The 19,382-nt window shown below is 44.2% G+C and carries 13 protein-coding genes and 2 pseudogenes; 9 read left to right on the top strand and 6 right to left on the bottom strand.

The window, feature by feature from the left end; all coding sequences use genetic code 11:
• The first annotated feature begins 33 nt into the window (after positions 1–33).
• From PN470_RS10090 to sixA, 4 genes and pseudogenes are all read left to right on the top strand, one after another.
• The gene (locus PN470_RS10090) at positions 34–1,776 is read left to right on the top strand and encodes an ABC transporter substrate-binding protein (RefSeq protein WP_272104465.1); all 1,743 of its coding nucleotides are present in this window, start codon (positions 34–36) and stop codon (positions 1,774–1,776) included.
• Positions 1,776–2,645, top strand: a pseudogene (locus tag PN470_RS10085) (glycosyltransferase); the annotation flags it as partial. The gene PN470_RS10090 and the pseudogene PN470_RS10085, both read left to right, overlap by 1 nt.
• Positions 2,646–2,849: 204 nt before the next feature.
• Complete coding sequence (locus tag PN470_RS10080; RefSeq protein WP_271936553.1) at positions 2,850–4,073, top strand: DHH family phosphoesterase; 1,224 nt, start codon at positions 2,850–2,852, stop codon at positions 4,071–4,073.
• Between the two features lie 52 nt (positions 4,074–4,125).
• Entirely contained in the window at positions 4,126–4,620 is a 495-nt protein-coding gene (sixA, locus tag PN470_RS10075) for a phosphohistidine phosphatase SixA (RefSeq protein WP_271936551.1), read from the top strand.
• Between the two features lie 112 nt (positions 4,621–4,732).
• Here the strand turns inward: sixA and PN470_RS10070 are convergent, their stop codons facing one another.
• The 3 genes from PN470_RS10070 to PN470_RS10060 form a co-directional block, all read right to left on the bottom strand.
• Entirely contained in the window at positions 4,733–5,629 is an 897-nt protein-coding gene (locus PN470_RS10070) for a tRNA (5-methylaminomethyl-2-thiouridine)(34)-methyltransferase MnmD (protein ID WP_002736656.1), read from the bottom strand.
• Positions 5,589–6,383 carry an alpha/beta fold hydrolase gene (locus PN470_RS10065; RefSeq protein WP_002746955.1) on the bottom strand — a complete coding sequence of 265 codons (795 nt, stop codon included), beginning with the start codon at positions 6,381–6,383 and terminating at the stop codon, positions 5,589–5,591. The genes PN470_RS10070 and PN470_RS10065 overlap by 41 nt, the downstream gene beginning before the upstream one ends.
• Positions 6,384–6,579: 196 nt before the next feature.
• Positions 6,580–7,179 (bottom strand): superoxide dismutase, encoded by a 600-nt coding sequence (locus tag PN470_RS10060; protein WP_002737286.1) that lies wholly within the window; start codon positions 7,177–7,179, stop codon positions 6,580–6,582.
• Positions 7,180–7,977: 798 nt separating this feature from the next.
• Here PN470_RS10060 and PN470_RS22155 point away from each other — a divergent pair.
• The 4 genes and pseudogenes from PN470_RS22155 to PN470_RS10045 form a co-directional block, all read left to right on the top strand.
• Positions 7,978–8,088 (top strand): annotated as a pseudogene (locus PN470_RS22155) (type II toxin-antitoxin system HicA family toxin); the annotation flags it as partial.
• Between the two features lie 978 nt (positions 8,089–9,066).
• Positions 9,067–9,813: a pseudouridine synthase gene (locus tag PN470_RS10055; protein ID WP_002755340.1), complete on the top strand. Its 747-nt coding sequence runs from the start codon at positions 9,067–9,069 to the stop codon at positions 9,811–9,813.
• A 26-nt stretch (positions 9,814–9,839) separates the two neighbouring features.
• A complete protein-coding gene (locus tag PN470_RS10050) occupies positions 9,840–10,601 on the top strand; it encodes a helix-turn-helix domain-containing protein (RefSeq protein ID WP_002737528.1) in 762 nt (253 codons plus the stop codon).
• Between the two features lie 8 nt (positions 10,602–10,609).
• Positions 10,610–11,461, top strand: a complete 852-nt coding sequence (locus tag PN470_RS10045; RefSeq protein WP_271936543.1) for a hypothetical protein — start codon at positions 10,610–10,612, stop codon at positions 11,459–11,461.
• 207 nt (positions 11,462–11,668) lie between these two features.
• On the opposite strand, the gene PN470_RS10040 is transcribed toward PN470_RS10045, so the two are convergent.
• From PN470_RS10040 to PN470_RS10030, 3 genes are all read right to left on the bottom strand, one after another.
• Positions 11,669–12,661: an aldo/keto reductase gene (locus PN470_RS10040; protein ID WP_272104464.1), complete on the bottom strand. Its 993-nt coding sequence runs from the start codon at positions 12,659–12,661 to the stop codon at positions 11,669–11,671.
• A gap of 155 nt (positions 12,662–12,816) precedes the next feature.
• Entirely contained in the window at positions 12,817–15,882 is a 3,066-nt protein-coding gene (locus tag PN470_RS10035; protein WP_271936538.1) for an efflux RND transporter permease subunit, read from the bottom strand.
• 223 nt (positions 15,883–16,105) lie between these two features.
• Positions 16,106–17,566: an efflux RND transporter periplasmic adaptor subunit gene (locus PN470_RS10030; RefSeq protein WP_272104462.1), complete on the bottom strand. Its 1,461-nt coding sequence runs from the start codon at positions 17,564–17,566 to the stop codon at positions 16,106–16,108.
• Between the two features lie 263 nt (positions 17,567–17,829).
• On the opposite strand from PN470_RS10030, the gene PN470_RS10025 reads away from it, so the two are divergent.
• Positions 17,830–19,158, top strand: coding sequence for an SUMF1/EgtB/PvdO family nonheme iron enzyme (locus PN470_RS10025; RefSeq protein WP_272104460.1), 1,329 nt, complete (start codon positions 17,830–17,832; stop codon positions 19,156–19,158).
• The last annotated feature ends 224 nt before the right edge of the window (positions 19,159–19,382 follow it).

The following is a 19,382-nucleotide window of genomic DNA, read 5'->3' as shown; positions in this document are numbered from 1 at the left end:
TCTAAATAGTCGGACAGAAAAATATTAAAGATTATGGTGAAATTTTGGCGCAGATTAACGGTATTTTTAATTTCTTGTTTATTGCTGATTTCCCTAACTGCTTGTGGTGATCAAATTAGACGCAATCAAGTGGTCATATCGGTATTAAGTGACCCAAAAACCTTTAATGCTGTTTTATCGGCCGAATCCCCGAATATTTTTGGTTTAACCTACGAAGGACTATTAACAGAAAACCCCATTACTGGCAAAAAAGAACCAGTCTTGGCAGAATCTTGGACAATTTCCGATGATAATTTGAACATTATTTTTACTATGAGAGAGGGTTTAAAATGGTCGGATGGTCAACCCTTAACCGTTGATGATGTGGTTTTTACCTATAAAGATTTATATCTAAATCCTGATATTCCCAACAACTACCGCGATAGTTTAAGAATAGGATTAAAAAAAGAATTTCCAGTTATCACTAAACTAGATAATCGCCGAATCGAATTTAAACTACCCGAAGCTTTTGCCCCTTTTTTAGATGCTGTCAGTTCACCGATTTTACCTAAACACGCTTTAGAAAAAACTATTCAGAAAAAAAGCCCCGATGGTAGGTTAGAATTTCTCTCCACTTGGGGGTTAGATACTCCTCCCGATAAAATTGTTTTTAATGGTGCTTATAAACTAAAAGAATATATCACGGGACAAAGGATTATTTTTGAGAATAACCCTTACTATTGGAAAAAAGATGCCCAGGGACAACAATTACCTCATATAACTTCAGTAATTTGGGCAATTGTTGAATCTCAGGATACAACTTTACTGCAATTTCGTTCGGGAAGTTTAGATTCTATTGGGGTAACTCCCGAATTTTTCTCCCTCTTAAAAACCGAAGAAGAAAGAGGAAATTTCACTATTTTTAACGGCGGACCTGCCTACGGAACCCAATTTATCGGTTTTAATCTCAACCAAGGCAAACGCGACGGAAAACCCCTAATAGAGCCAATTAAATCCAGGTGGTTTAATAACTTAAATTTCCGTCAAGCTATTGCCTACGGCATTAATCGTCAAAGAATGATTGATGATATTTATCGAGGGTTAGGAGAAGCACAAAATTCTTTTCTTTCTATCCAATCGCCTTTTTACGATAAAACCCTGAAAGGTTACGATTATAATCCCGAAAAAGCCAAAGAATTATTATTAGAGGCGGGATTTAAGTATAATAGTGATAATCTTTTAGTCGATGCCGATAATAATCCCGTTAGATTTAACCTGATTACTAATGCAGGTAACAAAATCCGGGAAGCTATTGGGGCGCAAATTAAAAATGATTTAGCCGCAATAGGAATTCAAGTGGATTTTCAAGCGATCGCTTTTAGTAATTTAGTTGATAAACTGAGTAATAGTCTAGATTGGGAGTCCCATATTTTAGGTTTTACTGGTGATAACGAACCCCACGCCCCTAATATTTGGTATGTAGATGGAAATCTCCACGCTTTTAACCAACAACCTCAACCCGGCAGCCCGCCGATTCAAGGCTGGCAAGCGGCGGATTGGGAGAAAAAAATCGCCTATTTATACGTCAAAGGTTCCCAAGAATTAGACTTTGAGAAGCGCAAAGTTATCTATAATGAAATTCAACAACTTCAACAGGAATACGTCCCGTTTATTTATCTAGTTAATCCCCTCGCTTTGGGGGCTGTGCGTAACTGCTTTGAAGGAATACAATTCTCCGCCTTGGGTGGTGCATTCTGGAATCTAGAAGAATTAAAGAAAACCTGTGGAGGTGTTTAATGACTCATTTTGGTTTACTCTGTCCTACAACTTCTGGACATATTTATTCTCTCCTACCTTTAGGAAAAGAATTACAAAAACGCGGTCATAAAGTTACCTGTTTTCTAACTCTTGATGGCGAAGAAATGGTGCAAGCAGCCGGGTTAGATTTTCAGGCAATTGCACCCGACAAATATCCGAAAGGCACATCAGCCAAAAATTTAGCCGAAATTGGTCAATTACGGGGAACAGCCGCCGTCCGACGCACGGTACAATTAGTAAGTGATTCTACCGCTGCCCTCTTTGAAACTATCCCTCAAGAGATGCGTCGCTTGAGAATTGATGCCCTAATTGTCGATCAAGTCTCCCCCTCAGGGGGTACAATCGCAGAAAAATTAGCTATTCCCTTTGTCAGTTTTGCTGGGGCATTGGTTTTAAATCGTGACCCGCTTATTCCGCCCTTTATGACTACTTGGGACTATAATCCCTCATTTATCGGGGTTATTCGCAATAAAATTGGCTATAAACTCCTTGACTCTCTGACTCGTCCCCTGAATGAGTTAATCAACCGGCAGCGTCAAGAATGGGGGTTAATTCCCTATCAAAACATCAATCAACGCTATTCACCCATTGCCCAAATTAGCCAACAACCTGCCGAATTCGAGTTTCCTCGGCCAAATTTACCCGCTCACTTCCACTTTACCGGCCCCTTTCACGATTCCTCCACCAGAAAAACGATTCCTTTTCCCTACGAAAAATTAACCGGACAACCCTTGATTTATGCTTCCCTCGGTACAATTCAAACTCGCCTACAATCGACCTTTAATGCGATCGCCGAAGCCTGTGCCGATTTGCCGGTACTATCTATTTTAACAAGTAATGGCAGCGATGGTTAATGTCCCTCACCCCTAACCCCTCTCCCAGAACAAACGGGAAGGGTCTTTTGATAGACTAGAGTTATGTCCCCAGAGTAAGGAGCTAGGGGCTGGAAAAGCTTAATATTTGAGATGAACCGATCGAGCCAGAATATCGTCTAGAATTAATTAACTCAAAAAATCCTGACTGAATCTACCTTTAAGCGAACTTTTCTAAAAATGATGGCTGAATTACTGAGTCTAGTTCCTGCCAAGTCCCTCGAAACCGATGTAGTGGTAGGGGAAGCGTCGGCAGTATGTCCCCTTCCTCCAGTCACGGTTAGTAATGATACCCTACTTATTTCCCTAATCGATCGCCTGCGACGTACTTTGGAAAATCACCGGGGCGAAAATCAAATTGTGGTGATGCAGGATTTCCCGGATCCCGATGCCCTTTCTAGCGCCTGGGCCTATCAAATTATCGCCGAACAGTACGATATTCACTGTGATATAGTCTATGCGGGTACTCTCTCCCATCAGGAAAATGTCGCTTTGGTAAAACTAACGGGTTTACCGGCTAAACGTTGGGGAGTCCATACCCTCAAGGATAGAGATCTTTCGGTTTATCAGGGTTGTGTTTTTGTCGATGGTCAGGGAACCAATAGTCAGTTAACCACTCTGGTTAAACAGGCAAAAATTCCCATTATTGTCGTGATCGATCATCATACCCGCCAAGGGGATCTAGACGCGGAATTTGTCGATATTCGTCCCCAAATGCGGGCAACAGCGGCGATGTTAACCCAATATATCCAAAAAGGGTTACTGAATTTTAATAGTAGCGATACCGTCCATGTTAAGTGTGCCACAGCTTTGATGCACGGATTGCGATCGGATACGAATAATTTAATGCAAGCGCAAGAGTGTGAATTTATTGCTGCTGGTTATCTCAGTCGTTTCTACGATGCCCAATTATTAAACGCTGTCCTGCAATCGGCCAGATCCCGACGGGTGATGGATGTGATTGAACGGGCTTTAAAAAACCGTATTATTAAAAATAATTATTCGATCGCCGGGGTCGGTTATTTGCGTTATGATGACCGGGATGCGATTCCCCAAGCTGCCGATTTTTTGGTGACAGAAGAAAATGTTCACACGGCTTTAGTTTATGGTATCGTTCACGATGAAGATGAGGATATCGAGTTAGTCATTGGTTCTATGCGTACCAGTAAAATTACCCTAGATCCCGATGAATTTCTTAAGGAAGCTTTCGGACAAGATAACCAAGGTCGCTTTTTTGGTGGTGGCCGTTATATGGCCGGAGGTTTTGAAATTCCTATCGGTTTCCTCGGTGGTTTTAATAATAATGCCGAATACGCTAAACTTAAGTGGGAAATGTATGACACCCAAATCAAACAAAAACTTTCCCATCTAGTTAACCCCGATGAAAAGGTAATTCGCACCTAAGTATCAGACCTCAGCTATCTATTATCATCGCCAAGACCGACCCGACACTGATATGAAACTTTATTTTGTGCGTCATGGATTAGCAGGACAATCGGAGGATTATCTCAACGATAGGGAACGTCCTTTAACCGAGGAAGGTAAGGCAAAAACTGCTAAAGTTGCCCAAAGATTAGGACAGTTGGGGGTGAAATTTGACCTAATTCTCACTTCCCCATTGTTGCGTGCCGTGCAAACCGCCGAAATTTTGCAAAAAGCGGGTTTAAGCAGTAAAATTGAGCAATTTAATCCCCTATCGCCCAATGGCAATATTCAAGATTGGGTGCAGTGGTGGCAAAAGTCCGACTATCAGCGAGAGGAAAACGCGATTGCACTGGTGGGCCACGAACCGGATTTAGGCTATTGGACGGAAATGCTAGTTTGGGGCAAGTTTCAAGGAAAATTATCGGTCAAAAAAGCGGGAATAATTGGTCTAGAGGTTCCCAATCAACAAAATCCCCTAGGTAAGTGTCAGTTATTCTGGTTGACAGCCCCGAAATTACTCCTATAGGGTGGGACTTTCGGAAAACGCGAGCGAGAATTGTCTCTAGTCAAACCCTAGAACCGAGACAGCATCAGCAATACAAACAAATTTTAGCCCGGGGATTCTTTCCCAATTAATCTCATTCCGAGATTTCGATCGAACTCACCGCTCTTTGCCAACGTTTTTTCCAGTGGCTAGTCGGTTCTAAGTCAGAGAGAGCCTGTTCGCTGCGACGACGTTGTATAATCACTTCGGCTGGGTCGGTTAAAGTCTCGTCTCGATAGGGAATAGCGGCCTTAGTTTGCAGATGTTCCCGTTCCTGTGCCGATAGAGATGGGGGTAAGGACAAAAAACTGGCTATTGTCCCCGGCGATCGCCGCCCGACACTATCGGTGGCTCCAATCTGCAATCCTGCTAATTGTAAAGCCCTTCGCACCGAGGCAGCACAGGAATAGGTGACTAAATAACCCGTCGGACTCAGGCATTTGGCCACTAAAGCTAAAAACTCCACCGTCCACAGTTGCGGACATTTACTCGGGGAAAAGGGATCGAGAAAAATTGCCTCCGCTTGAAAACCCGCCTCAATCACCTTGGTTATCGTCTGTCGCGCATCCCCGATTAACAGTTTAGCGGTGAGATTAGGCAAGTCCAGCCGGTGATTATGGGCAAAATCACTTAAATATTCGGGAATTGGTTGACTCCAACTATTTAAGAGATTCTCTCTAATAGCTGCTAGGGGAACCATTCGATCGCTTTCTAACGCTAATAATTCTACCCGACAATCCCCCCTAACTCGCCAAATGGCTGCCAAGGCTGCGGCGGCATTATACCCTAAGCCGTAACAAATGTCAAGAACTTTCAGATTATTGCTCTGGTCTGCTTTTGCTGCCAGACGACTGGAGAGGATAAATTTTTTCTCGGCTTCTTCCCTTGCCCCAGAGGTAGAATGATAACATTCGCCGAATTCGGTCGAAAAAAAGGTATAAGAACCATCCTCAGTGACTTTTTGCGGGTAAGCTTCGGGGGAGACAAGCATGGTGATGAAGAATGTCTTTGAGGTGAATATCGGTTTCCAGTAGGCAAGCGTGACCACTATGGGGCAGAATTGTTAATTTTGCGGCGGGTAACTGCTGAATTAGGCGTTTAGCCTCCGCTACCGATGGTAAGAGTCGATCTCCTTGACTGGCTATCACTAACACCTCCAATTGCAGACTTTTTAACTCGCTGGCACTAACCTGAAACCGTTGTAACTGGGATAAACGCCAGCTAATCGTCTTCGGTGGGACGTATTGCATGGCTTTGAGGAGAGAGCGGCGATCTTCCCGGGATATTCGACCCAGAGCGGCCAGAAAGGGTAAAATAGTTAGTGCCGAGCTGCTATGGATGAAATCGGGCATCATCTGGGTGATACCGATTCCCAAGCTTAAAAGAGGTCTTTGATTAAAAGAAGAAGCAGGGTTAATTAAAATCAGTTTTTTAAGCAATTTTGGTGATTTTGTCGCTATTTTCAAGGCTAAACAGCCACCAAAAGACTCACCGCAGAGATAGACTTTTCTCGATTGTCCCTTTAATTCCTGTGCCAATAAAGCAATCACGCAATCGCTTAATTCCTCCCAATCGCCGAGATATTGCGGCGAAATCGCCAAACAACGCAGATCGAAGTAAGGAGCAAGGTTTTTAATCTGACGATGGTATAGTTGGCCGCTGCCATCCATTCCGGGTAAAAATACAAACAGGGGATAATCGGGACGGGGATGACGGGGAATAATCCAACTGACAGGTTGTTCCATTGTGCAACAAGCGCGATCGATGTTAAAAAAGTTTTTTCTGGTTATCTATTTTAAGGATAATTAATATTAGAGAGATTTGCCAGTTTTAAGAGTAGTATTAACCTCCAACCTATGGATGGTTTCTCTCTGCTCGCCAACCCCTGATAAATGATAACTGATAACTGATAACTGATAACTGATTAACTGAGCCAAATTTTTAGGCCGCCGCTAAATTAGCAGCCACGAAATCCCAATTAACCAACTTGGTTAAAAAGTCGCTGATGTAATCGGGACGACGATTTTGGTAGTCGAGATAATAAGCGTGTTCCCACACATCCATAGTTAAGAGGGGAACCTGTCCGGCGGTTAAAGGATTGTCAGCGTTGCCGGTTTTGGTGACTTTGAGAGTACCGTTATCGAGAACCAACCAAGCCCAACCGCTACCGAATTGAGTCGCGCCGGCGGTTTTGAAAGCTTCGACAAATTTCTCGAAACTGCCGAAATCTGCGTTAATTTTAGCGGCTAAAGCACCAGTAGGCGCACCGCCACCCGCCGGTTTCATGCAGTCCCAATAAAAACTATGATTCCATGCTTGGGCGGCATTGTTGAAAACCCCAGCTTTAGAAGCATCACCAGCAACCTTAACGATAACTTCTTCTAAAGAGAGAGCATCGAGTTCCGTATCTTTGACCAAACCGTTATAGTTATTGACATAAGCGGCGTGGTGCTTGTCGTGGTGGAATTCTAGAGTGCTTTTGGTGATGCAAGGCTCTAAGGCAGTGTAATCGTAGGGTAAAGGGGGAAGTGTGTAAGCCATCTGTTGTTCTTTATATCCTCTCTTGAGAGCTTGTTTAAGGTAGTGTTGATAAAACTTTACATCCTTGATCATAGCACCGAAGGAGACTTGATCAGTGATCACTAATCGATCAGCTTTTTTCTCCCTTCTCCCCCCTCCCTTCTCCCTGATAGGTGTAGGTTTATTATAAAGAGGTGAGCAGTCACACACTCAAGGTGAGAACATCAAGCTAGAGATTTAGAGGAGCATCGTGAAAGGCAATGCCGAAAAACAAATATCTCAAGCAGTGGTTGTGCATAGTTTCAGAGCATCTCAAGACTGAGACGATGGATACTACTCTCTCACAGTGGCCGTTCTTTTCCACGTCTTTAGGGAGTCCGGCTCGGTTTTTTTTCGCCGCAGTGACAGCAATTCTCAGTTTTAGAGCAAGCCTTTTAGGGATTTAAAGAACATTTTAAAGGGGGATTTTTGGGGCAACTTTGGGTGTACTATCACCTCAAAAGCCTGAAGACTCGTGAAATGAAATTCGCCATCCCATTGAATTTTACCCCGTATTATGCGAACTAACTCCCAAAAGCCTTGCTACAGGGCAAATTGAGAATTGCTGCCCTATGTATTTATTTCTATTTTCTGGTTCTTCGGTTTGTGTTATGCAATGGACGGGGGTTATAAGGGATGAAACCCTTATAGAAACAGACATTATCGCAATTTTTGTCAATTGTTTGCGATCTAGAGCGAACTAATCAATTAAATCTCTTGCCAGATAAGGATTTAGTCGATTTATGCCCCCTATCGAACCATACCAAGTAACGAAGAACCGAAAATGTTTCTGCAATTATTGTTATACCAACCCATGTAAATCGAGATTTACCGATAGGAACATTAAAAGGTATTCTCAAAGATTCAGGATTAACTGAAGATGATATTTGACAACGTAACGCACCAATTTGATGATAAATTTGGGCGTTACGGCGGGATTATTAATTGTAGTTTTTCATCAGAATTAGTAACCGCAAACACGCCCCCTACCAGATCGGCGTACTGCTACGCAGTGCTTTCGGCATCGCACTTCTATCAATTGCCGATTTCTTTCTTCTCTCATTTGATGAATAATTTCAGTAACATCGGTTTCAAATGGGTTTCCCTGACGACGTTCATAAATGGCTTTTCGAGTTGCGTCAATTCGTTCTAATGCAATTTCCCAAGAGGGGTGATCTTTGAGTTTTTTTCCTAACTATTCCTGTTCTTCTAGGGACAAGGATTTAATTGCATTAACTAGAGATTCCACGAGTTGAATATTCATTTTTTTACATCTTTGACCAAAATTATCGGTATTTATGAAGAGTTATTATAGCCTAGCCTTTGAATTATAACAAAGAGACGCAAACTCCGTTATTTACGTCCCCAATTCATCATCAATCAAGGTTTACCGCTTGGATAAGTACCTAAGCAAAATTAGTTAGATATTTCGATAAAGCTTTTGCCTTTTGTCTCTTGCCTCTTGCCTATCTTCACTAGGAAATTTATTTTGCAAGACTACTTAACCGAGAAATAACCCGTTTAAAGTCATATCCCCCCGTCAGGAAAATTAACCCGACTTTTTTAACAATTGTCGGCAAAATTTTGCTTGCTTTTTTCACGGCTTTTTGCCATAATATTTTTATAAGACTTTATATATAATGCAGTCTTGGAGTCTAGTGAAAAACGCAAAGATTCCCATTATAAGAAAAGTATAACCGAAGCCGCCGCCCAAGTCAAGGGATCACTCCTCTTTTTTTTCAGAAGTTTTCCAAGAAAAAAATCAAAGAGGCAGCTGGAGATATTCGGTTTTTCTTCACTTTTTGGGCGAAAAAAACCCTTTTAGGATGCCTATAATAGGAGATAGAAAGGGTTAAAAATTAAAAAAAAATGGCGGAGAGAGTCCAGAAAATCCTTGCCCAGTGGGGGATTGCCTCCCGAAGAAGGGCGGAGGAGATGATTGTGGCCAGACGAGTCAGACGGAATGGCAAAATCGTGCAGTTAGGAGAAAAAGCCGACCCGGAAAAAGATCACCTAGAGATAGACGGAAAAAAAATTGAACCAGCCAATCGTCCCAAAAGATTGTATATACTGGTCAACAAACCCATTGGCGTGGTTTCTACCTGTAAGGATCCACAAAACCGGCCGACGGTGATTGACCTTTTGCCCGACTCCCTCGCCAGCGAGACGGGGTTACATCCCGTAGGAAGGTTGGACATCAACACCACTGGGGCTTTACTCCTCACCAACGACGGTCAACTCACCCTCACCCTCACCCATCCCCGTTATCATTTGCCCAAAACCTATCGGGTTTGGCTAGATGGTGCGATTGATACACTTGCTCTCCAGCGTTGGCGAGAAGGTATCCTCTTAGAGGGAAAAAAAACCTTACCCGCACAGGTTGAGATCCTCAAGCAAACCGACCAAAAAACCCTACTAGAAGTTATTTTAGTGGAGGGAAGAAATCGGCAGATTCGCTCTGTAGCTGAAGAATTAGGTTATCACGTCCTGAAACTTCATCGCAGTGCCATCGGTCCTATTAAACTAAACTCTGGTAATAATTCCCCCTTACCCTTGGGTCATTACCGTTTTTTAACCCTTGATGAACTGAAATATTTAAAAAACCAGATTAACTAAGCTGAAAGTCAGCCCCTAATAGCGATATGTTTCGCCTTCTCCAATCACAACTTGATCCCCAGCATAAACAACGAACCAAATTACTGGAAATCGGCGTTTATTTGCAAAAAAATCGCCTAGAACAGTCCCTTTCTCTCGAGGAAATTGCCCAGAAAACCCTAATCCCGCGCCATCGCCTAGAAGCACTGGAAGCGGGGGATTTGGAGGCATTGCCCGAACCGATTTATATTCGTTGGTTAATCAAACAATTTGCCGATAGTCTGTCCCTGGATGGTGAGACGATTAGCCGGCGTTTTCCCACCAAGGTCAATAACTTTTTCAGGGGAACAAAACCATCTTTATCGCTGCCGAGTCTTCAAATTCGCCCGATTCATCTCTATTTTCTCTATTTAATCTTAGTTATTGGTTCCGTACAAACCCTATCCCACGTCCTGCAAAAATCGGTACTGCAATCGAATCGCTTACCACCGCCTTCCTTGCCACAACAGCAAATTGTCCAACCGAAAAGCAACCCCCTTCAACCAGTAGCCAACAAAACCAGCAATAATCAGCAGCTGGTGGTGGAGGTAAAACTGGAAGATGACTGCTGGATGCGGGTGGTGGTGGATGGCAAGACAGAATTTGAGGGTGTGCTGCCCCAGGGAAGCCATCGCACTTGGCAAGCAAACCGAGAATTAACCGTGAGAGCGGGTAATGCCGGCGGGGTTTACGTTGCGGTTAATAATGCCAATGCTAAACAACTGGGGCAACCGGGCAAAGTCGGGGAAGTCACCTACCGGGCAAATTGAGCTAATTTATGCAGAAGGTCTTTTCACCCCTCGACCGCCTTCAGGGAGGGTTAATCGGGGCATATATTGGGGAATCCTTGCATAATCAACCCCTAATACCAGTCTTTAACTATGAGGCTACACCGAGGACGACCCTGCTTTTGCAAGCTCTGCAATCTCAGGAAGATTTGCCCATTGCGATCGCATCTAGGCAGCAGTCGGAATCGGCGTTATTATTTGTGCTGTTGCCGGAAATTTTAACCTGGCCTGACCATGGGGAACGTTGGCAAGCTAGATTAAATTTTTGGCTGAAAAAGGGCTTAATTTCCGAGTTAACCCGACAAGAAGCGATAATTTGGGGAGAGGCGGTAGGTATGTTATTACAGGGAAAAAGGCCTTTAAATCAGTTAATCGGGCAATTACTAACTATTAACCCCAAGAATAAGCTATTAGAGCAGATTAAGTCAGCTTTAAGGCAGAATCATCCCTTAGAGTCCATTTTATCGGCTTGGGCGAAAGATAGCTCACCTTTAGGAATTGCGATCACAGCTTCTCTCTATACCTTTCTGCAAACGAGCGAGGATTTCGCCGTTAGCGTGCGTCGCGCTAATTCTAGTCCCTATCAACGGCAATTAACCACCACTTTAGCGGGAATTTGGGCGGGATTGTACAACGGTATCGAGGGGATTCCCCTAGCTTGGCGGCAAAATTTGCCGAAAGAGTCAGTTAAACAGCAATTAATCGATAAAGCTGGGGAAATCTATCGAATTTCTTTGGGTGTATCTCCTCATCTTGTCCTATCTCCTCATACTGCCGTCGCTTACGGGGGAACAATCCAACCCCGTCCTAGCTTAAAATTGGTCTCTCAAGATAATAATTAGGGTTTGCTGAATAAATCTAGAAACCTTTTTGGATAATATCTTTAGGCTTTTTTGACCTCAAAAATTGCTGGTTTTTTGAGTAATCGGGGGTAAATTGGCTCTCTTATTCTTTGTCTGATCAGTTTAACTTATAAGCGATCAATCTTTGTGTCCTTTGTGTCTTTGTGGTTCTTTCCACACCCCACCAACAAGCTTTTTCAGCAAACCCTACTTAGTTTGAAAGATATTTTGTACCATTTTTTTATCTAAACCTGCGGCAATTTTATCTAATTCTGCTATTTCCCCACTGTCTAAACTCCATCCTAAAGCCCCTAAATTATCCTCAGCTTGTCGAACATTTTTAGCTCCGGGGATAGGAATTGTTCCCTTACAGATACACCAATTTAAAGCAACTTGGCTAATAGTTTTATCTTTAGCTTGGGCGATAACTTCTAGGCAACTAATCAGAGGAGAAATAGCGGGAATTAATTGACCAAAAAGGAAGCGACGTAATCCTGGGGGTAAGTTTTTATTATCTCGATATTTCCCCGTTAATAACCCCAAAGCTAAGGGACTATAGGCAATAATTTTAATGCCCAATTGATCACATAGTTCCTTTAATCCTAAGTCAGTGAGAGGATAGGTAGAAAGGAGAGAATACTGTACCTGTAAACTGGTGATAGGAATGCCGCGACTGGCAAACTTTTGATAGGCAGACTTCAATCTTTTCGGTCCAAAATTGGATAAACCGACTCCTTTAACTAACCCCTTTTCCAGACAATCCCCCAATCCGTCTAATAATCCTCCCTCCTGCCATGGCGCATAATTGCCCGTTGACCAGTGCATTTGCACTAAATCTACCGGGCGGCCTAGTCTGGTTGCCGAAGCTTGACAAGCTTTCACCATGGCATGACGGGTTAAACGCCAAGGATAAGGGGCGAGTTTGGTGGCAATACGGATATTATCAGCGTTATAACCGGTATATTCCCCTGTAAAGCGTCCTAATAGCTTCTCACTCTGTCCGTTAAGTTTGCCTGTGCCGTAGGAGTCTCCCGTATCAAATAGGGTGACACCCCGCTCGACGCAGAGATTAAAAACCGCTTGTAACTGGCTATCCATACTCTCATCATAACCCCAGAGAAGACGATTTCCCCAGGCCCAAGTACCGCAGCCCATGGGGGGAAGAGATAGAGTTTGATGTGTGACTGTCAAGGGATTCATGGGTTAGTTTCTCTGGGTTTTTTCTAAAGCTTTCAGCAAGATATTTTATACTAAATCTGGTTATTAAAGACTGATTATTTATTCCCCTTTTTGCATGAGTGCATGAGTAGAAAACGGGTTTCTCCGAGAAACCCGTTTTCTGTGCGGTATTACTACTAAATCGACGTGGGTTTTTGTTTAACAAATAATCCCCGCAACCAATAGTAAAAACTATCGATATAAGTAAAGATTACCGGCACAACCACCAAAGTTAACAGGGTGGAAGTGGTAAAACCACCAATAACAGCAATTGCCATCGGTGCGCGAATTTCCCCATCTGCACCCAAAGCTAAAGCAATCGGTAACATCCCGGCAATTGTGGAAACGGAGGTCATAATAATTGGTCGTAAACGAGAGACTCCCGAATCAATCATCGCCTTAAATTGCGGTTTCCCTGCCTCAATGCCACTCAGGGCAAAATCGACTAACAGAATCGCATTTTTAGTGACTAATCCCATCAGCAAAACTATGCCAATTAAAGCGTATAAACCTAACTCTTTTTGGGTAATTAAAAGAGCGATTAAAGTACCCCCAATCGATAAAGGAAGGGAAGTTAAAATCGCTAGGGGATAGAGAAAATTGTTATACAATAAGACCAGAATCCCATAGATAGAAATAATTGCTAAACTTAACGCTCCCAAAAAACGAGCGAAGATATCGCGCATAATACGAGCATCGCCAAAGGGTTCTTCTGTCACCTCTGGGGGTAGGTTTTTCATGATTGGTAAAGCGCGAATTTGTGTCACCGCACTTCCCAAAGAAACTCCCTCTAAATTAGCTCCAATATTAACCTGACGTTGACGGTTAAAGCGTTGAATTTCCGCAGGTCCACTACCTAAGCTAATTGTCGCCACCGAGTTAAGCGGAACTAACGTCCCATTACTGCTAGGAACGCGCAAATTTTGCAGAGTTTCTATCTCGCTGCGTCCATCATTGGCAATTTTCACCCGGATGGGAATTTGTCGGTCAGCAAGGTTAAATTTAGCTAAATTAAACTCATTATCGCCGATTAAAGCTAAAGATGCAGTACGGGCGATCGCTCTGACTGAGACTCCCTGATCGGCAGCTCGGACAGGATCCGGTTGAATAATGATCTCGGGTTTAACTAAACTTACCCCGGAACTTACCTCGACAAAACCGGGTAAAGCTCGCATTTGTCGCTCTAATTTTTGGGCAGTTTGGGTTAAAATATCGCCATTTTCACTTTTTAAAATAATAGCGACATCCTTAGTGCTTCCTGCTCCCCCCTGCGCCCGAAAAGTCACTCTAGCCCCCGGTATCTTCTGGAAATCCCGGCGGGTTTGTTCCTCAAATTGCCGTTGAGTTAGCGATCGCTGTTCCTTAGGAACTAAATTAACATATATTAACCCCGTGTTTACCCGTCCCGAATCTCCCGGAATAGCCAAAACATTAGCGACGGCGGGATTTTTTTGCAGTAAACTATTCACCTGATTGGCCACGGCAACAGTATCATTCAAAGTCGCACCGGGAGGCAATTCTAGGCTTATGGTACTTAATCCAGTATCCCCAGAACTAAATAACCCTTTTGGAATCAAGGGAACTAACTGTAAACTACCGATAAAAAAGGCCAAAGCCGCCAATAAAGTCAGGATTCGATGACGTAAAGCCCAAGTTAACAAACTTTTGTAGGGACGAAAACGGGGGCGCGAGGAGGGATTATTATCACCAGTTTTGAGCTTTTTCGGCTGTAAAATATAGGCACTTAACATGGGAGTGACGGTGACAGCGATCAAACTGGAAAATAGGGTAGAAACCGCCACCGTAACGCCGAAAGGTTGAAAGAATTGGCCCGGCACACCGCCCATAAAAGCAACCGGCAGGAATACCGCTATAATTGCCGCCGCACTGGCTAAAACGGCTAATCCAATCTCTTTTGAGGCATCAAAAGCCGCTGGCAAGGGTTTTTTACCCATAGCTAAATGTTGATCGATGTCCTCCACCATACACACCGCATCATCCACCAGATTACCCAAAGCTAAAGCTAAGGCCAGTAGAGTCATACCGTTAAGGGTATAATTTAGGGACTGCATCACCCAAAAAGTCGGGAAAATCGACAAAGGCAGGGCCAAACCCGTGATAATCGTGGCGCGCCAATTGCCTAAAAATAGACCCACCGTGATCACCGTCATCATACAACCAATCAGGAGATCGCTCAGAAGACTTTCGTAACTAGCACGAATTGAGTCAGCACGGGTAAAAATTAATTGAAATTTAATATCTTCGGGCAGTTTTTTCTTTAAATTCTCGATTTCTTGACGCACGGCTGTTTCTACCGTCACCAAGGTGCTGCCAGTCCCCCGTAGAATCGAAAAACCCACCACTGGCTGCCCATCTAAGAGGGCCATTTGTCGAGGATCACTGGAACTATCGCTAACTGTCCCTAAATTGCTTAAGGGGACGCTATCACCGTTAGGTAAAGAGATTTGATAATTTCTTAAATCTTCGATCGTTTCAGCGCTGCCGAGGGTGCGGACAGTTTGTTCACTGCCGGCGATTTCCGATCGCCCTCCGGGTAAATTAATATTAAAACTACGAATTTGGTCATTAACCGCCGTGGCCGTGATACCGTAGGCGATCAGACGGCCGGGATCTAAATCTACACGCACTTCTCGATCAACTCCCCCAACGCGATCGACTCGTGCTACCCCCGGCACTCCCGTTAAAGCGCGGCCAATTTGACGATCAACTAGATCACTTAATTCGGCGATCGATCTTTTCGGGGAGGAGATGGTATAGTTCATCACCGCACCCCCGGCAAATTCTAAACGTTGGACAATTGGATCATTAGTATCTTGGGGTAAATCCTGCCGAATTTGCGCTATGGCATTGCGTACATCATTTGTAGCGCGATCGCTGTTAGTGCCAAGGATAAAGTTAACGGTGGTGGTGCTGCTGCCTTCGTTGATGGTAGAAGTAATTTGATCGATATTACCCAAAGCAGCCACCGCATCCTCGACTTTTTTGGTGACTTGGGTTTCCAATTCCTCAGGACCGGCGCCGGGTTGATTAACAGTGATAATCACGGCCGGAATGTCAATATTAGGAGAGCGATCGATCCCTAATCCTAGAAAGGCAATGTATCCCATTAATGCCATAACCAGGGAGATCAGGATCGTCGGAATGGGGTTTTTGATAGACCAATTAGAAATATTAAAAGCCATAATTTCAGTTATCAGTTATCAGTTATCAGTTATCAGTGGGTAAGTTATCAGTTACCAGATGTGAGTTTTCAGTTACCGGTTATCAGTTATCAGATTTGAGTTTTAAGTTTTAAGTTTTGAGTGAGCAGTATATATTAAGTGAGCCTGATCAAATGGCAGTTTGCTACTGTCTTTTCACTGATCACTGATTACTGATTACTGTTTACTGATCACTGATTACTGATTACTGATCGCTGATTGCCGTAATTTTGTCGCCATCACCGAGATAGGCTGCCCCTTTGACCACAATGCGATCGCCCGCTTGTAAACCGGTGAGAATTTCCACGCGGTTATTGGGCATAATTTGACCTAATTGCACAGTTTTGGCGGTAACAGTGTTATCAGGTTCCACTAAATAAACTAGAGCTTGATTATCTTTTTGAGGTAAAACCGCGGTCATGGGGACGGTTAAACTATTGCTAATATTTGTCACGATCGCACCTCGTAAAAACATCCCCGGTTTTAACCCTGTATTGTCGGTTAAATCGACTTTAACCGTTGCCTGACGGGATGCCTCATCGACGATGGGATTAATTTCCCGCACCTGTCCCGATAATTTTAAACTGCTATTAGCATCGGAAGTGATAGTAACGGGCGCTCCGACGCGGATTAAGGGCAATTGATTCTCAGGAACCCGCAATCTTAGCTCTAAACGCCCATTTTCGATGATTTTAAATAGAGCATTTTGACCGTTGGTGGTGTCCCCGATGCGGCCATTTCTTTCGGCAATTTTGCCACTAACCGGGGAAATCAGGCGCGTCTCGTTTAATTGGGCTTTAACAATGGCTAAACGGCTTTGAGCTTCCGCTAATTGGGCTGTAGCTTGGGCGATCACCTCGGGACGATTGCCAGCTTGCAATTGTGCCAGCTGCTGCTCTGCTTCTCCTAAACGGGATTGGGTCTGTTGTACGATCGCCGCTTTGTTTCTTTCTTCGTTGAGGACTTCATCGAGACGATCCCGGGCGATCGCTCCTTCCGCTTCTAAACTTTGGTTTCTCTGGACCCGTTTTTTAGCCAAATCCCAATCCGATCGAGCTTGACTAATTTCGGCTTTTATGCGTTGAATAGTTTGTTTAGCTCCAGCGATCTCCTCTTTACGGCTCCCCGCTTGCAATTCTGCCAAACGCGCTCGGGATTGGGCGACATTAGCCTGTGCTTGGGTTAATTGCGCTTGTAGGACGGTATCATCGAGACGAGCCAAAATTTGACCTTGGCTAACGATATCACCCTCATCGACAAAGATTTCTTTGATTTGTAGTCCTGTCGCTTGGGAAAGAATCGGGATTAATTCATCGGCTGCCACGCTTCCAGTCGCTTTCAGGGTGCGGGCCACGGGAGTGGATTCTACCCTAGTGGTGGTTACTGTTTGTGCTGGTGCCTCATTTTTTGCCGCTACGGGCTGAGTATTGGGGTTTTGGGCTGTTTGGGGTCGATTAGCGAAACGAGTCGCCCCCAGGGTCAATAAAACCCCCAATCCCACACCGATAAATAAACCCCTTCCTCCCGATAGCCAAGAGTTGGTTTTTGTCGGTTTTGGCGAGTATTCGGGTTTCTCTGGCTCAAGTTCGGGTTTAAATGCGATAACTTCGGGAACTAGCGAATTATCGGCTGAATGCTGGTTATTTTCTAGGGTATCTGGCCGCACGGTCTGCCCTCTCGGTAGATTCTGGATAAAATGTTAAGTTTTGTATCCATTTATAATCTAACGGAAAAAGGTCGCGGGTGGGGAAAGTGAGAAAGTGGACTTGCTGTAAAAATCCCAAATTGTCCTGGTTGGTGAGGAATCAGTAGTTAGGAGACTCCGAGACAGGAGAATTAAGAATGAGTAATAATCAATTAAATGGTTTATTTAGAGATTTTCTGCCAGTTAATCTGGCTCTCCCCTACTTGTGGTCATAAGAAAAAGTTATGAAAAAGTCAGAGATCCAAATTTTCTTGGCCCATGCCAGTGAGGACAAACCAGCAGTTTTGGCACTGTATAACCGCCTCAAGCAAGCGGGATATAAACCTTGGTTGGATAAAAAAGACCTGATTCCGGGTCAAATTTGGCGAGATGAAATTCCGAAAGCGATTAAAGCTAGTCAGATTTTTCTCGCCTGTTTGTCAGGGAAATCGGCTAATAAACAGGGATATATCCAACGGGAGTTGAGGATTGCACTTGATACCTTCGGAGAGATGCTACCGGGGACAATTTTTTTTATTCCCATGAGGTTAGAAGAATGCGAAATTCCTGATCTGCGACTTGCAGAAGTTGGCTTGAATCTGCGAGATATTCACCGGCTTGATTATTGGGAAGAAGACGGATTTGAGCAACTAGAAAGAGCAATTGGCTATCAGTTCAAGCTTGAACCAGAAGAGCCAAAACAACCGTTATCAGTATTTAACTTTGAGGTGGTGGGAGTAAATGCGAAGGGTGAGCAAATTAATAAAGAGTCGAAACAGTCCCAATATTTCAGGGAAGATTTGGGCAACGGCATCACCTTAGAAATGGTCGCCATTCCGGGGGGAACATTCACGATGGGTTCACCGCCAAATGAGAAAGATAGTTATGATGATGAACGCCCTCAACATGAGGTTAACGTCCCCCCCTTTTTTATAGGTAAATATCCTATCACCCAGGCCCAGTGGAGAGCGATCGCCTCTCGCACGGATTTAAAAGTTAAACAAGACCTTGATTTCAACCCAGCCTATTTTAAAGACCGTCCCGATAGCGATCGCCGTCCCGTCGAACAAGTCAACTGGTACGATGCGATCGAATTTTGTGCAAGATTATCGAAGCTGACCAGAAGGGAATACCGACTACCGAGTGAAGCGGAATGGGAATATGCTTGTCGTGCTGGAACCACCACCCCATTTTACTTTGGGGAAACCATTACGGGGGAATTGGCTAACTACGATGCCAGCAAAATCTATGCTGAGGAACCGAACGGAGAATATCGAGAAGAAACGACTCCCGTGGGACAGTTTCCCCCCAATGCCTTCGGACTCTACGATATGCACGGGAACGTCTGGGAATGGTGCGCCGATACCTGGCACGGTAATTATGATGGTGCGCCGAGGGATGACAGTGTCTGGATAAAAAATGGGTATAATAATCGTTCTCCTCTGCGGGGCGGTTCTTGGTGCCTCAATCCAAGTCTCTGCCGTTCTGCTTACCGCAGCTACGGCAACCGCCGCGTCAGCAGCTACTTCAACGACGGTTTTCGGGTGGTGTGCGGTGCTGGGAGGACTCTGTAACCCTTTTCCCCTTTTTTTCCCTTTTTACCCTCATTCCCTATTTTTTCTTTTTTCTTTTCTTTCCCGCCCTTAGGCGGGTCGATTTTGTAGGGGCGAACTGTGGTCAGTGAGTTTATCGAACTGCGTTCGCCCGCCGGCAATAATCGGGTTAATCACGGGATTGGGGTTTTTTGGGGTTTTTGATGGGGGTTGGGCGCACGCGATGCGCCCCTACGGGTTTTGGG

It is taken from the genome of Microcystis sp. CS-574 (assembly GCF_028329095.1).
Lineage (GTDB): Bacteria > Cyanobacteriota > Cyanobacteriia > Cyanobacteriales > Microcystaceae > Microcystis > Microcystis ichthyoblabe_A.
The sequence above is the reverse complement of the archived record's forward strand: the minus strand, read 5'-3'. Positions and strand labels throughout refer to the sequence as shown.